Genomic DNA, 14,747 nt, shown 5'->3' with positions numbered 1-14,747 from the left:
TACATTATACTATATATAAAAAAAAATTCAATTTATTTTTTATTCATTTATTTTTAATTTTTCTCTTACTATATTCCATTGTTCTCTACATAATTTCATAATTCTTTCAGAAGCAGTTCTATCAGACATAACTTTATTAAACCATGTAACTGCTTCTTCAAGATTACCAACTCTTCTATTTAATTCACCAATAAGATATTCAGCTGTTGTTTTATCCAAATTTTCTACAGGAAAACTTTCTTGTAAATAAGCCTCAGTATATTTATCTATAGCATATTGTAAAAATTGTTTTTCATTCTCTACATTATCCATAAAACGATATATCCAAGCAATTTTTAAACATATAGAAGCAATCTCACTTGCCTTTGCTTTACTAATTTGAGCACTTATTAAAGCCAATTTAAATCGTTTTATAGCACTTTCATAATCTATAACTTTTTCACTTTCCTTTGCAACCCATTTAGTAGTAATATATTTTTTAATCAATTCCGCTCTTTTAAATGACATATCAGAAAAAGTTCTTTTTAATGAAGCATATCCACATAATTGACAAATCCAAACATCATAAAGTAGAGGATTTATATTTTTATAATGCACACAAAAATCAGAATCCCTATAATCTACAACATAAGCTTTTTGTTTTACCTCAATCGCTTTAAACTTATTTCCACATACAGGACATTCCACATTTTTTTCATATAAATATTCTTCTAAATTCATGAATATTCACTCTCCGATGCAAGTATTTATATTGTCTTAATATTTTTAAATAATAATTTATAAAATATATTATTTAAAAATTATATCTTATCAATAAAATTTCCTCAATTAATAATTATATATTATATTTCTTTGTTTTACAATCATTCAAACAATTTATATTATTACTTATCTTAATATTCAAAATAAAAAAAGTAGCAAAAGCTACTTTTTTATTTTATAATTTCAAAATCAAGGTATTCCATAAAATTTCAGATACTTCTCCTCTAGTAACTTTTTTATTAAAGTCTTCATTCCCCTCTTTAATAATCCCTAATTCTATTCCCTTATTAATATAATTATAAGGCCATTCCCCTTCTAAATCTTTATCTTGTTTTGTAAGTCTTATCATCATTGCAATAATTTCTGCATAAGTTATAGACTCATTAGGTTTAAAACTACCATCTGGATATCCTGCAATTAATCCTAATTTAGCCGCTTTTTTTATGTTTTCATATGCCCAATGATTTTCTTTTACATCATTAAAAGTATATTCTTCTAATCCTACAATAACAGTATCTTCGTATCCTAAAATTCGAATTAAAATAGTTGCTATTTCTGCCCTACTTATATTATTATCTAATCTTAAAGAACCATCTTCATATCCTGTTAATATCTTTAAAATTCTAAGTTTGTTTCCTGCTTGTATTTGTGCATCTGTAGCAGCCAAAGTAATATTTATGGAACTTATAAAAAAGATTAAAATTATAAAAATAATCCTAAGTTTTTTTATCATATATATCCTCCTACTATATTTATGTTAATTAATTATATCATATTATTAACTATAAATGATATAATTAAAAAGCTTCTTTACAAAAGAAGCTTTAACTAATGATTATAGGAGCATTGGTCGTTTGTAAATTTAATTTTATCTTTTTAGAAGCTATAGAATAATTACTAGAAATTCCTTTTATATAATTTTTTTTATTTTCCTTATAATCTATATTTGATAAATTTACTTGTATGCCATTTAAAACTGTACTGGCTTCTATATCATATCCTATGTTGTAAGAATTTATAGTACGTACCTTTATTCCCCCATTAGAAGTTTCTGCTCTCCATTCATAAAAATTATAACTATTTAATTCTGTTTTAGAAGCATCTAAAATTATTTCAGAATTAGAGGTAATAAGTTCCATTTTTTCGATATTGCATTGTTTTGTTTCAATTATTCCATTATAAGTGTAAATATAGGCTTCTTTACTTTCTAATCCATCTACATATATATCATTATTAGTAGTTTCTATATAAATTTTTTTAAAAACTTTTTCTGGAATAAATGCTTCTATTTCAATTTTGTCAAAATATTTTTCATCATAATTAAGATAAACGACACTTCCCACTTCAATTAACTCTAAAATATCTTTTTCAGATTTACAATTATATTTTATATTAGCTGTAATTTTATCTCCATTATATCCTTTTATGTAGATTTTGCCATTTTTACCTTTTAATCTGAGTTCAATATTTTCATTATAACTAACTTTCAATTCTATTTTCTTCTCTTGATTACCTAAAGATTGATTTAAAGATTTTGATATTTTATCTGCTATATCAGCTGTCTTACCTAATAACGTTTTAGTTACTTTTTTTATTTTAGGTTCTAAATCTTTTGAAAAAACTTCAACCTTTTTACTTAAATCATGAGAAAAAGAATTAGTACCTTTACTCTCTTTTAAAGCTTCTAATAATTTAGCAGCTTCTGTCGATGTAATTTTCCCTTGCTCTAACATTTTTAATATCATCATTTTTTCTTCATTCATTTTGTAAATCTCCTTTTTATGATTTATTATATATACGTATTATTTTATTTTTTTGTTTATTTATTATAGCAAAGGAATTTTTCTTTTTATAAATTAGTAAATATAGGAAGTAACGCAGTCAAAATAAGAGCTATTATAAGAAGTAACGCTAAAATACTAACTACTTTTTTTTGGAATTTTTTATATCTTCTTTTGATAAACATAAATTCCCTCCTTATATTAAATATCTTTACCTCTACTTAACTATAAATTTTTATTTATAATCTTTAATGGAAATTATATTTTTCTCTATACAATATTTTAAATCGACTTTTTTAATAAAAATTCCTTTTTTAAATTTAATTGTTGCAATATTTCCTTGTACATTTTTTATTATACCATTTCCATATATTTTATGATGTATATAAGTATTTTCTTTAAATAGTTCTATAGAAGACTTTGGAATCATTTCTTCTATAAATCTAGAAGGTTCTACTTTTTCTTCATATCTATTTTTTAAAATAGAAATTAGCAAATACCTTTTAGCTCTTGTGATTCCTACATAAAATAATCGCCTTTCTTCTTCTATTTCACCTAAAGAGTTACTCTTATTATGAGGAATAATTCCTTCTACTACTCCTGCTATACAAACAGCCTCAAACTCTAAACCTTTAGCTCCATGCATTGTTGATAGGGTTACAGCATCTAATTTATTATTTTTTTTAATTTTTCCTTCTTTTATTTTTCTTCCTACATCTTCAATATGATTAATCCATTTATCATAACTATGATAATTTTTTGCTCCTTCTTCTATTTCTTCTAAAATTTCTTTTAATCCTTTCATGCTTATATTTCTATATTGGGCATATTCTGTAATATATTCATCATATCCTATATTTTTTCTAATATATTTAATAGCTTCTGGTATAGTTTTTTTTGATATATATTTTAAATGAAATTTAAGTTCTTCTAATCTATCAACTTGCCATGTTTTTATATTTTTTATTTTGTATAAATTATCTAATAAAATTCCTTCTTTTTTCTTAGCTTCAAAAATTGTTCCTTTGCTTATATATCTTTTAGGTTTATTTATAATTCTTTCAAGACTTTTGTTATCTCCCATGTTTTTTGAAAGTTTAATATAAGCTATAAGATCTTTTGCTATCCAATGGTCATATATATTTGGTATTTCATCTCTAAGGCAAAAAGGAATATTTAAATCCATCAAAATTTCTACTAGTGCTCTAGCCTGTATATTTGTTCTAAATATAATAGCTATATCTTTAAAAGAAATCCCTTTTTTATTACAATTAATTATCCAATTTACAATATTACGTGATTCTTCTTCAATATCCTTAGATTCAATAAAAAAAGGGGCTTCTCCTTCTTCATTAAAAGTCTTTATTTCCTTTTTATATCTGTTTTTATTATTTGAAATAAGACTATTACTCATGCTAATAATTTTTTTAGTAGAACGATAATTTACATCTAAAATAATTTTTCTAGTATTATTAAAATCTTTAGGGAAATGAAGCAAAAATTCAGGTCTTGCTCCCCTAAACTTATATATACTTTGATCATCATCTCCTACTATAAATAGATTATTTTTTGGAAAACTTAAAAGCTTTATAGTTTCATACTGAACTTTATTTATATCTTGAAACTCATCAATTAAAATATATTTATATTTGTTTCTCCAAAAATTTAATACGTGCTTATTGTTACAAAGGAGTTTATAACAATTATAAAGCATATCATCAAAATCAATTTTTTGATTATTTAATTTATAATTGTCATAATATGAAACTACCTTTCTAAATTTTTCTGATGGTAAAGTCATAGAATTATAATAGGCTAAATCTATTAAATCATTTTTTATAATTCCTATTTCATTTTGAAGGTCACTTAAGAATTCTTGTTCGTCATGATATTCTATTTCTAATTTTTCTACAATTTCTTTTAAAATTAATCTTTTTTCGTCTTCATTAATAATTTTATCTAAAGAATAATTATATACACTCCTAAGAATTCTAAAAAATACGGAATGAAAAGTTCCAAAAGAAATTCCTTTAAAATCACCCTTTTTCATATTATAAAATCTAAGCTTCATTTCTTCTGCTGCAGCTTTTGTAAAAGTTATAACTAAAATATTCCTAGGATCAATTCTATAATAATTAAGTAGTTCTATAGCCCTAGGATGGTCTGGATTTTCTTTTATAATATCTATATCTTTTCTATTTATAATTAAAGGAACTTTTTTTGTATTATAAACCGGTCCATAAGTTGTAAGATAATGCAATCTATGCATAATAACATGAGTTTTTCCAGAACCAGGACCTGCTATAATCATTTGAGGTCCTTCTCCTGTTAATACAGCTTTTTTTTGACTTTCATTTAAATTTTTATAATTTTCTTCTATAATTTGATCTCTAATTTCTATAAATTCTTTTTCTAATTTTTCTTTATTCATAATAACTCCTATTATTTCCTTCTTTTTCCTTTAATTTGTGTATTACTACTAAAAAAAGACTAGCAGTAATTGAGCCTATTGTATCAGAGAATAAATCTTTTATATCTGGTACTCTAGTAGGGACAAAAAACTGATGCACCTCATCAGTAATTCCATATAAAACACATAATAAAATTATTATATAAAATATCCTAGGTTTTTTAACTTTTTTAAATAATCCTATATAATATGTAATTGCTAAAATAAAATATGCAACAAAATGTCCCCAATTAAAATCAGAGAAAAAAGGAAATGTCCTCTGTAAATCGTTACCAGTCATTGAAGATAAAATAAAAATTACACACATCCAAATTATAGCTGGAATCCAGTATAAAAAATCAAGCTTAGGCATAATAATCTCTCCTTACCAAATTATTATAACATATCAATAGAATTTTTGTTATTCTAATATAAAAATAAAAAGTACATTTTTATCATGGACTTTATGGAAAAAATAGACTATAATAAATTAGAAAATCAATAATTAGGAAGAGGTTGCCATGAATATTCCTTTTTTTCTTAGTATATTTATTATTTTTATTATTTTTTATAATATTAAAATTAGAAAAGCTGAAAAAGAAATAAAAAATTCAAGAGAAACTTTCTTAAAAAAAGAACGAGAAGCCATGTTTGTTAGAAAAAAAACTCTTGAAAATTTAGATTATATTTCAATATCTTTACATGACCTTCCTATGCTAAAAAAAGAAGAGTTAACTTCTAATAAACTAAAACAAGCTTATGAACAGCAACAATTAGCTATAACTCTTTCTTCTAAACCATTACTTAATTTAAACGGAATAAGTAATACTGACTTAAAATATAAATATGGTTCCGCTAATTTAGAAATACTAATTAATTATGAGCAAAATTATCAAAGACTTATAAGAGCTTTATTAAACTGGGGACAATATTTATATGAAGCAGGCAAAGTTAAAGAAGCCGTGCAAATACTTGAAAAATCTATATCTATCGGTTCTGACTTAAGTCAAAATTATATTTTGCTTGCAGATATATATAATAAAAATAGCCAAAAAAGTAAATTATTAAAATTAAAAGAATTAGCTGAAAAAAATCAAAAAAGAAATGTTATATTAAAAAAAGTTATTAATCATATTGATAATATATTGAATTCATAAAAGAATAGGGGAGTTTTTATGAATATTGGAATTTTTACAGATACTTATTATCCACAGGTTAACGGAGTTGTAACATCTATTAAAACTTTAGAAAAAGAATTAAATGATAAAGGTCATAAGGTATATATCTTTACTACTTCTAATCCCAAAGCCAAACAAAGTCTTCCTAGGGTTTTTAGACTTCCTAGTATGCCTTTTGTTTTTCTTCCATCACATAGAGTAGGAGTTATATATTCTCATAAAGCCGTAAAACTAGTAAAACAACTTAATCTAGATATAATTCATACTCAAACAGAATTTTCTTTGGGGATATTTGGAAAAATAATGTCTAAAAAATTAAATATTCCTATAGTTCATACATATCACACAATGTATGAAGATTATGTTCATTATATTTCCAAAGGAAAATTGACAAAAATTACTCCTAAAATGGCTCGTTCCTTAAGCAAATTATTTTGTAACAGATGTGATACAATAATAGCTCCTACTAATAAAGTAAAAGAATTATTATTAGAATATGGAGTTAGAAAAGATATTAAAGTTATTCCAACAGGTATCAATATTGAACCTTTTAAAAAAGAAAAATTCAATAAAAAAGAAATAGAGCAACTAAAAAATAAATTAGGTATAAAAGAAACAGATCATGTAATTTTATTTATAGGTAGAGTTGCAAAAGAAAAAAGTATTGATGTGATTATTAAATCAATGCCTAAAATTCTTGCAAAAATCCCTAATACTAAACTTTTAATAGTAGGAGATGGTCCTATAAAAAAAGACTTAGAAAACTTATGTGAAAATCTTAATATTACTAAATCTGTTATTTTTGCTGGTGAACAACCTTGGAAAGAAATAGGTAAATTTTATCAAATAGGCGATGTTTTTGTAAGTGCTTCAATTACTGAAACACAAGGGCTTACTTTTGCTGAAGCCATGGCAGCTAAAATTCCAGTAGTTGCAAAACAGGATAAAAGTATAGAAGGAATAATAAATGATGGCATAGATGGGCGAATATTTACTGAAGATGAAGAATTACCTTCTATATTAATTGAACTATTGACAAAAAAAGAAATTCGAAATAAATTAGCGGAAAATGCTGCCATAATGGTTGAGCCATTATCTTCTACTCACTTTGGGAATAATATAGAACAGGTATATAAATCTCTTTTACCCGAAAAAAATTAATTTAGATTTAAAATAAAAACAATAAAATAGCAAAGCTAAAAATTTAACTTTGCTATTTTATTGTCTTTTTATATTTTGCTACATTTTCTAAATGTTCATCATAAGTTTCCGCAAAATTATGTTTTTTACTTCCATAAGAACTTACAACATAATATAAGTATGAATGTTCTATAGGATTTAGTGCAGCTTTAATTGATTCTTGACTTGGAGTACAAATAGGCCCTGGTGGAAGTCCTTTTATAATATATGTATTGTAAGGAGATTTTGTTTTTAAGTCTTTATAGGAAAGATTAGCTTTATGTTCTCCTAAAGCATAAATAACAGTAGCATCTATTTGAAGCTTCATATTATTTTTTAAACGATTATAAATTACTCCCGCAATTATAGGCCTTTCTTCATCTATAGCTGCTTCTTTTTCGATCATAGAAGCAATAATTATAATTTCTAAGGGACTTTTATTGATTCCTTTATAATTATTATATTCATTTATAATCCATTCTTCATAAGGTTTTGTCAAAATAGATATAACTTCTTGAGGCGAAGAATCCATTGGTATTTTATATTCCCCTTCAAATATTATTCCTTCTAAATTAATGTTGTTATTTTCCAAATAATTTAAAAGTACATTTTTTGATATAATTTTTTTATTTTCTAATTTTTCTAGTATTTCTTTAAAAGTGTCTCCTCCTATCACTTTAATATCAATTTCTTTTTTTGATAAATTATTAGATTTAGTATTTTCTACAGATTTTTTAATTATTTTTATTTTCTTTTCAATGATAGGTTCATTCTTTATATTAAATAATTTATATGCTTCATAAATAGATGCACACGCAAATCCTATTGCTAATATAGAAAACCCCAACATTATCCATAGATAATAATTTATTATCCATTTCTTTATTGTATCCATTTTCTCCCCCATTTATATTTATATTTGGCACTTACTTCTATCTTAAAGTAAACACCTTAATAAATATAATTCTCTATTTACCTTTTTTTTCCTTTTTTGTTTTTTTAATTTCTACTATCCCCATAAAAAAAAGAAAAATGGCAAATAATTTTTTTAAAATTATTGATTCTAAATAATTGGCTATACTTGAACCTAATAATGCCCCAAATACTCCTCCTATTATTAAAAAAATTAAAATTTCTTTTTTTATAATTTTATTTTTAATGTGTATTATCAATGCTGCTACAGCTGTTGGAATAAAATAAATCAAATTTATACTTTGGGACATATGTTGAGATGTTTCTGCAAAAATTGTCAAAGAGGGGATTAAAATTGTTCCTCCACCAATTCCCATACCACTAATAAATCCTGATAAAATTCCTATAATTATTAAAATCATTATATTATCATCCTAATAGAGGCTGCTATCATAAATAAGCCAAATATTTTGTGAAGCCACTTAGGAGAAAGCTTTTTTAAAAACTTTGCTCCTAGTATCCCTCCTATTATTCCCCCTATACTAACATATAATACTGATTCCCAAACAATATTTTGATGTTTTACATATATAAATGTACTTATAATAGATAAAGGTAAAATAACTGCTATTGCCGTAGCATGAGCTTCATGTTCTTTTACATCTAAAAATTTTTCCATAGCAGGAACTACCATACTTCCTCCTCCTGCTCCAAAAAGTCCATTTATCATGCCTGTTACAAATCCTACAGCTATTATTTTTATTTTTCCCAAAAAGTTACCCTCCTATTAAAATATTTATTTGTTTATAACTTCTTTCATATCAATATCTAATCCATAATTACAATAAGGAAATAAAAAACAATTATTACACTTAGGTTTCCTTGCAGTACAAATAGACCTTCCATGGGCAATAATTTGAGTATTATATCTAATCCAATGGTCTTCTGGCAAAATTTTCATTAAATCAAATTCAATTTTAGTTGGATCAGTATTATTTGTAAGTCCTAATCTATTAGATACTCTTTTTACATGGGTATCAACTACAATACTCGGTATCCCATAAATATTTCCTAATATTACATTAGCAGTTTTTCTACCTACTCCAGCTAATTCTGTTAATTTGTTAATATCATCTGGAACTTTTCCATTATATTTTTCTAATAATTGTTGAGCACATAAAATTATATTTTTTGCTTTGTTTCTGTAAAATCCTGTAGACCTTATATCTTGTTCTAGTTCTTTTTGATCTGCTTGAGCAAAATCTAAAATAGAAGGATATTTTTTAAATAAATTCTTAGTAACTATATTTACTCTATCATCAGTGCATTGTGCACTAAGTATAGTCGCAAATAAAAGTTGCCAAGGAGTTTCATAATTTAAATAACATTTAATATTTTTAGGATAATATTCATCCAAAAGCTCTAATATTTTTTTTACTTTTGTTTCTATATTCATAATCTCACCTCATAATTTTGGGAAATAATTTTAATTTATTCCAAATATTTCCCGGGAAATAATATCATTATTTGGGAAATATTGTTTTTCAAATAGTTACTTTGTAAAAAGTAGCATGTCCTAAAATATTATCTTTTGAATTATAATCAAACAAAATAGGCGTTGGTTTTTTCTCTATTTTTAATATTTCTTTACCCGCTTTAATACTTTTAATCCAATATGTAAAATCCACAAGAAATACCTCTAAATGAGCTATATGGCTAATAGTTTTTGAAGAAAATCCTATTAAATTAGGTAAATATTTTTCTATATTTTCCTTATTTTTATAAAAATTTCTTATTCTTAGCTTGTATTTTTCTTCATTAATAGGCATCCATTCAGGAACTTTTTTTACTTTTTCCATTAAACACATATCAAATTTTAATATTTCTTTTAGTATTTCTTCTTTTTCTTGTACTGTATTTTTAAAAAATTCATAGAGAATAGTATATAATTTGATTTTATTATGCTTAACATGATGATATCCTTCTTTTTCCCAATATTCTCCCAAAGCTTCATAAAAATCAAATGGAGTATCAAAAAAATGTAACATATATCTTATACTGTAATAAAAATGAGTAGAGTTATAATATGTTTCTACCATTTCTTCAATCATTTTTAGCTTTAACATTTCTTTATAATTTAATTCTCTTGTAAATAAAATCTCATAAGGAGCTTTATCTTTATATACTAACCCGTATTGTTTAGCTTTTTTCCATAAACCTGAACCTTTTAAAACTTTTAAAAATCCTAATTGTAATTGTTCTGGATATAAATTATGTACATCATTAAAAGAATTTCTAAAAGATTTATAATCCTCTCCTGGAAGCCCTGCTATTAAATCTAAATGCTGATGTATATTTTTCCCTTTTTGTATACTTTGTACAACCTTTTTTAATTTTTTAAAATCCATTTTTCTAGATATATTTTTTAAGGTTTCTTTATTAGTTGTTTGAACTCCTATTTCAAATTGAAATAATCCTGGTCTTGCCTTAGATAAAAATTCGATAATATCATCTTCTAAAATTTCTCCTGCTATTTCGAAATGAAAATTAGTTATTCCATTATCATTTTCAATTAAATATTTCCATATGGCTAAGGCATGATTTTTGCTTGCGTTAAATGTTCTGTCAACAAATTTGACTTGTTTTACTCTTTCATCTAAAAAACGCTGTAAATCTGAATATACTCTATCTAAAGATAAAAATCTCACCCTATCTTCTATTGAAGATAAACAATACTGACAGTTATATGGGCATCCTCTACTAGTCTCATAATAAATAATCCTATTTCTTATATCGGAAAAATTTTCATATACAAAAGGAATATCATCTAAATTAAGAGGCATTCTTGGTTTATTTTTTATTATTTTTTCTCCTATACGATATATTATACCATCTATTTCCTCTAAACTTTTATTTCCTTTTTTGAAGTGCTCTATTATATCATAAAAAGTTTGTTCTCCTTCCCCAAAAACAATAATATCTATATCTTTATATTTCTCCATTAATGTTTCTCCATCATAAGATACTTCAGGCCCTCCTAAAATTATTATGGTATGAGGAAGGATTTTTTTTATAATTTTTATTAATTCGAGAATATTTTCTATATTCCAAATATAACATGAAAACCCTAATATATCTGGTTGTAATTTATATATTTCATTTAAAATATAGTTTTCTTGATGATTTATTGTAAACTCTACAATTTTGATATCATTTTTATAATTAGTACAATAGCTTTTAATAGAATTAAGTGCTAGAGAAGTATGTATATATTTAGCATTTAATGTAGATAAAATAATATTCATTATTATTCTCCTTTTTCTTTTGTTTTATTATATTACAAAATCTTCTTGTAAAAAAGTTATTCTCAATTATTATGCATAGAAAAAAAGAGTTTTATTATTTTTAATCATGTATAATAACCATGGTTCCTTCTGGAATATTTTCATAAAACCACTTTGCATCTTCTTCTAAAAGCCTTACACATCCATGGCTTGCAGGTTTTCCTATTTTTTTCAATTCTGATTCTATTATATTCCAATTAACATCCCTAGGAACACTATGAAATAGATATTGATCTATAATTCTAACCCAATAAGTTGCGCCTTCTTTAAAACGTTCTGAAAAAAAGCTAAGACCTCTATCTTGAATGAAAAAAGTTCCTAAAACTGTAGGTTCTTCAGGAACTCCTCCAGAGGCAGGCATTTTCTTTATTATTTTATTTCCTTTATGAATTAACACTTCATGTTTTTCTTTTAATGATACTTCTACCCATAATTCGTCTTCCTTTAAAGGCATAGTTGTAAACTTTAAAATATATGGATTAGTTTTTTCTCCATATTTTGAGATTCCTTGAATATTTATAGTATATTCTTGTTCTGGTTGTAAAATATCATGAGGGAAAAATTCCAATTTATTATCTTTTATTTTTATATTTTGTTTAACTCCATTAATTACTGCAATGGCATCGGATAATTCTTCATCCATTTCAATTGTAATTTTAGGATATAAGGCAACCCATTTAGCTTCATGTTTAGGAAATGTTTTTATAATTTCAGGTTTAGAAGCAGTATGTATTTGTTTTTGAATATCTTCTTTTAATATATTTCCACATTGAGCTTTTAATCCACTTTTAATAATTAATAAATAATTAGAATCATTTTTCATTTTTTCTTTAGGATATAAATTCCATATGCTATAATCAATACGTTTACCGTTATCAAATTTATAAGGTTTTATATCAAATTCAATATCTGATTGTATATATTTATGAATACTCTTATAATCCATAGGCGAATTGAATTTAAGAATTATAGGCCCCTCCGTAGGCACATTTTGTTCGTTTTCTATTTCTAAAAGTTTAGGTTCTGTTTGAAATTGTATTGATTTTGAAAAAGTTTTAGTGAAAAAAGGAATCTTTGATTTAGCATCTTTTATTTCAAAAATAACTTTTTGTCCTTTTAATTCACTTAATTCTTGCAAAAAAATTCTTAGTCGATTTTCACTTTCCCATTTTAAATTGCACTTAACTTTTGAATTAGGAAAAAAAGATTTAACTTCTATATCTTTTTCTATTCCTATTTGCTCCATAGGAATTAAAAAGTTAACATTAATAATTGCTCGGTCTCCTTCTACTTCAATTAATACTAAATTATAATATTTAAAAAATATCATAACCCCTATAAAAAGCATAATCACAATTAAAATTTTTATATGTTTTCTTATATCTGCTACAAAAAACATCATTTATCCTCCTATAATACATGTTTCTTTATTAATTTATATGAGGATAAATAATGACATAGTACAAACTACAAATAAAAACATATATTTGACACTACATAGTTATTTGTTATCAAAGAACATCATTAATAACTCTTATGGCATTTTTATACATAATTTTATCTATTATAGATGGTTTAATACCTAAATTTTTAAGTCTTTGAGCTAAAATAGGTAATCCAGATATATCGCCAAAATCTGTCACATTTGCTATACCATCGTAATCACTGCCTATAGCTAATACATCAGTTCCTCCTATATTAATTATATGAACAATATGCTTATATAAATCAATAGTTTTAGTTTCTAAACTATCTCCCACTAAATTACAAGAAAAATTTATTCCCATAATACCGCCTTTATTAGCCAAAGCTTTAATCATCTCATCACTTAAATTTCTCCTATGATTATATATATTTCTTGAATTAGAATGAGAAGCAACAACAGGTTTTTGACTAATATTAATTACATCCCAAAATCCCTTATCAGATAAATGAGAAACATCTATTATAATACCTAATTCATTCATTGTCCTTACGATTTCTTTCCCAAAATCAGTAAGGCCATAATTATTATATTTTTCATTAAAACTTGAATAACCTATCTTATTATTATAATTCCATGTTAGAGTTACTAATCTTATACCTGCTTTATAAGCTTCGTAAAAATTATCAGCAATTAATCCTCCATCTTCTACAGTTAAAAAAATTGCTAATTTATTATCTTTTTGAACCTTGTAAAATTGTTTCTTTGTTTTAATAATTTCAGCATATTCTGGTCTTTTATTCAACTGCATTTTTAAATATTCAATGATAGATATTATTTCATTAAAATAATTTTTATTATATTGATTTTTAGAATCAATATATATTGCAAAAAATTGTCCTATTGCTTTTATATATTTTAATCGTTCCAAATCAACTTGATAAGGATTTTTAAATATAGATAATTTATTGTTTTTTTGTAATTTAAATAAAGTATCACAATGTAAATCTAAATAACTCAATTAAATAACTTCCTTCTATCAAAATGTAATTCTATAATCATTATATTAAGATTACTGCTAAATTAGTCAATTAATATAAAAATATTAGGGCAGGATTATATATAACCCTGCCCTAATAAAATCTAAAATAATAAAAAGCGCGAAACGGGATTCGAACCCGCGACCCTCGCCTTGGCAAGGCGATGCTCTACCACTGAGCCACTCGCGCATTTAAAATATATATAAGTTTTAAAAAGCGGGTGATGGGAATCGAACCCACGTATCCAGCTTGGAAGGCTGGTGTTCTACCATTGAACTACACCCGCACAATGCCCAGAGGCGGAATCGAACCACCGACACGAGGATTTTCAGTCCTCTGCTCTACCGACTGAGCTATCTGGGCTTATGTATGCCGGAGACCGGAATCGAACCGGTACGGTCTTTATAGGACCGCAGGATTTTAAGTCCTGTGCGTCTGCCAGTTCCGCCACTCCGGCAAAATATAGTAACAGCATACAGCACTATGGAGGGAGAAGGATTCGAACCTTCGAAGGCTGAGCCAACAGATTTACAGTCTGCCCCCTTTGACCGCTCGGGAATCCCTCCATATTATAAAATAATGTATGATTACTCTTCCTTAGAAAGGAGGTGATCCAGCCGCACCTTCCGATACGGCTACCTTGTTACGACTTCACCCCAGTCATTGGCTTCACCTTCGA

14 protein-coding genes, 5 tRNA genes and 1 other annotated feature (1 of these 20 running past the window's edge) are annotated in these 14,747 nt (G+C 25.3%); of the genes, 2 read left to right on the top strand and 17 right to left on the bottom strand.

Going from position 1 to position 14,747, the window contains the following annotated elements:
- Positions 1-39: 39 nt before the first annotated feature.
- From OM90_RS08350 to OM90_RS08330, 5 genes are all read right to left on the bottom strand, one after another.
- The gene (locus OM90_RS08350) at positions 40-720 is read right to left on the bottom strand and encodes a DUF2225 domain-containing protein (protein WP_058486433.1); all 681 of its coding nucleotides are present in this window, start codon (positions 718-720) and stop codon (positions 40-42) included.
- Positions 721-937: 217 nt separating this feature from the next.
- Positions 938-1,495 (bottom strand): S-layer homology domain-containing protein, encoded by a 558-nt coding sequence (locus OM90_RS08345; protein WP_058486432.1) that lies wholly within the window; start codon positions 1,493-1,495, stop codon positions 938-940.
- A gap of 91 nt (positions 1,496-1,586) precedes the next feature.
- A complete protein-coding gene (locus tag OM90_RS08340; RefSeq protein ID WP_058486431.1) occupies positions 1,587-2,525 on the bottom strand; it encodes an SHOCT-like domain-containing protein in 939 nt (312 codons plus the stop codon).
- Positions 2,526-2,778: 253 nt separating this feature from the next.
- A complete protein-coding gene (locus OM90_RS08335; RefSeq protein WP_058486430.1) occupies positions 2,779-4,974 on the bottom strand; it encodes an ATP-dependent helicase in 2,196 nt (731 codons plus the stop codon).
- Entirely contained in the window at positions 4,967-5,365 is a 399-nt protein-coding gene (locus OM90_RS08330; RefSeq protein WP_058486429.1) for a VanZ family protein, read from the bottom strand. The genes OM90_RS08335 and OM90_RS08330 overlap by 8 nt, the downstream gene beginning before the upstream one ends.
- A gap of 148 nt (positions 5,366-5,513) precedes the next feature.
- Here OM90_RS08330 and OM90_RS08325 point away from each other — a divergent pair, with 148 nt between their 5' ends.
- Both OM90_RS08325 and OM90_RS08320 read left to right on the top strand, forming a co-directional pair.
- Positions 5,514-6,149 carry a hypothetical protein gene (locus OM90_RS08325; protein WP_058486428.1) on the top strand — a complete coding sequence of 212 codons (636 nt, stop codon included), beginning with the start codon at positions 5,514-5,516 and terminating at the stop codon, positions 6,147-6,149.
- An 18-nt stretch (positions 6,150-6,167) separates the two neighbouring features.
- A complete protein-coding gene (locus OM90_RS08320; protein WP_058486427.1) occupies positions 6,168-7,331 on the top strand; it encodes a glycosyltransferase family 4 protein in 1,164 nt (387 codons plus the stop codon).
- A gap of 52 nt (positions 7,332-7,383) precedes the next feature.
- Here OM90_RS08320 and mltG read toward each other — a convergent pair whose 3' ends face one another.
- From mltG to OM90_RS08260, 12 genes are all read right to left on the bottom strand, one after another.
- The gene (mltG, locus tag OM90_RS08315; protein WP_058486426.1) at positions 7,384-8,244 is read right to left on the bottom strand and encodes an endolytic transglycosylase MltG; all 861 of its coding nucleotides are present in this window, start codon (positions 8,242-8,244) and stop codon (positions 7,384-7,386) included.
- A gap of 73 nt (positions 8,245-8,317) precedes the next feature.
- Positions 8,318-8,683, bottom strand: coding sequence for a TSUP family transporter (locus tag OM90_RS08310; RefSeq protein WP_058486425.1), 366 nt, complete (start codon positions 8,681-8,683; stop codon positions 8,318-8,320).
- Complete coding sequence (locus OM90_RS08305) at positions 8,683-9,033, bottom strand: sulfite exporter TauE/SafE family protein (protein ID WP_058486424.1); 351 nt, start codon at positions 9,031-9,033, stop codon at positions 8,683-8,685. Before OM90_RS08305 ends, OM90_RS08310 begins: the two co-directional genes overlap by 1 nt.
- 24 nt (positions 9,034-9,057) lie before the next feature.
- Positions 9,058-9,717, bottom strand: a complete 660-nt coding sequence (nth, locus tag OM90_RS08300; RefSeq protein ID WP_330381852.1) for an endonuclease III — start codon at positions 9,715-9,717, stop codon at positions 9,058-9,060.
- 88 nt (positions 9,718-9,805) lie between these two features.
- Entirely contained in the window at positions 9,806-11,566 is a 1,761-nt protein-coding gene (locus OM90_RS08295) for a B12-binding domain-containing radical SAM protein (RefSeq protein WP_058486423.1), read from the bottom strand.
- Positions 11,567-11,666: 100 nt separating this feature from the next.
- Entirely contained in the window at positions 11,667-13,004 is a 1,338-nt protein-coding gene (locus tag OM90_RS08290) for a L,D-transpeptidase family protein (protein ID WP_058486422.1), read from the bottom strand.
- Positions 13,005-13,116: 112 nt separating this feature from the next.
- Entirely contained in the window at positions 13,117-14,049 is a 933-nt protein-coding gene (locus OM90_RS08285; RefSeq protein WP_058486421.1) for a dipeptidase, read from the bottom strand.
- Positions 14,050-14,185: 136 nt separating this feature from the next.
- Positions 14,186-14,257: transfer RNA gene (locus OM90_RS08280), tRNA-Gly, on the bottom strand.
- Positions 14,258-14,283: 26 nt separating this feature from the next.
- Positions 14,284-14,354 (bottom strand) — tRNA-Gly (locus tag OM90_RS08275).
- Positions 14,355-14,358: 4 nt separating this feature from the next.
- Positions 14,359-14,431, bottom strand: a tRNA-Phe gene (locus OM90_RS08270).
- Positions 14,432-14,438: 7 nt separating this feature from the next.
- Positions 14,439-14,525 (bottom strand) — tRNA-Leu (locus tag OM90_RS08265).
- A 27-nt stretch (positions 14,526-14,552) separates the two neighbouring features.
- A tRNA-Tyr gene (locus tag OM90_RS08260) sits at positions 14,553-14,634 on the bottom strand.
- Positions 14,635-14,682: 48 nt separating this feature from the next.
- Positions 14,683-14,747: a sequence feature (most likely nonfunctional fraction of RNA operon), on the bottom strand; it runs 961 nt beyond the window's last position.

This window comes from Defluviitalea phaphyphila, from assembly GCF_001466305.1.
GTDB lineage: Bacteria > Bacillota > Clostridia > Lachnospirales > Defluviitaleaceae > Defluviitalea_A > Defluviitalea_A phaphyphila.
The sequence above is the reverse complement of the archived record's forward strand: the minus strand, read 5'-3'. Positions and strand labels throughout refer to the sequence as shown.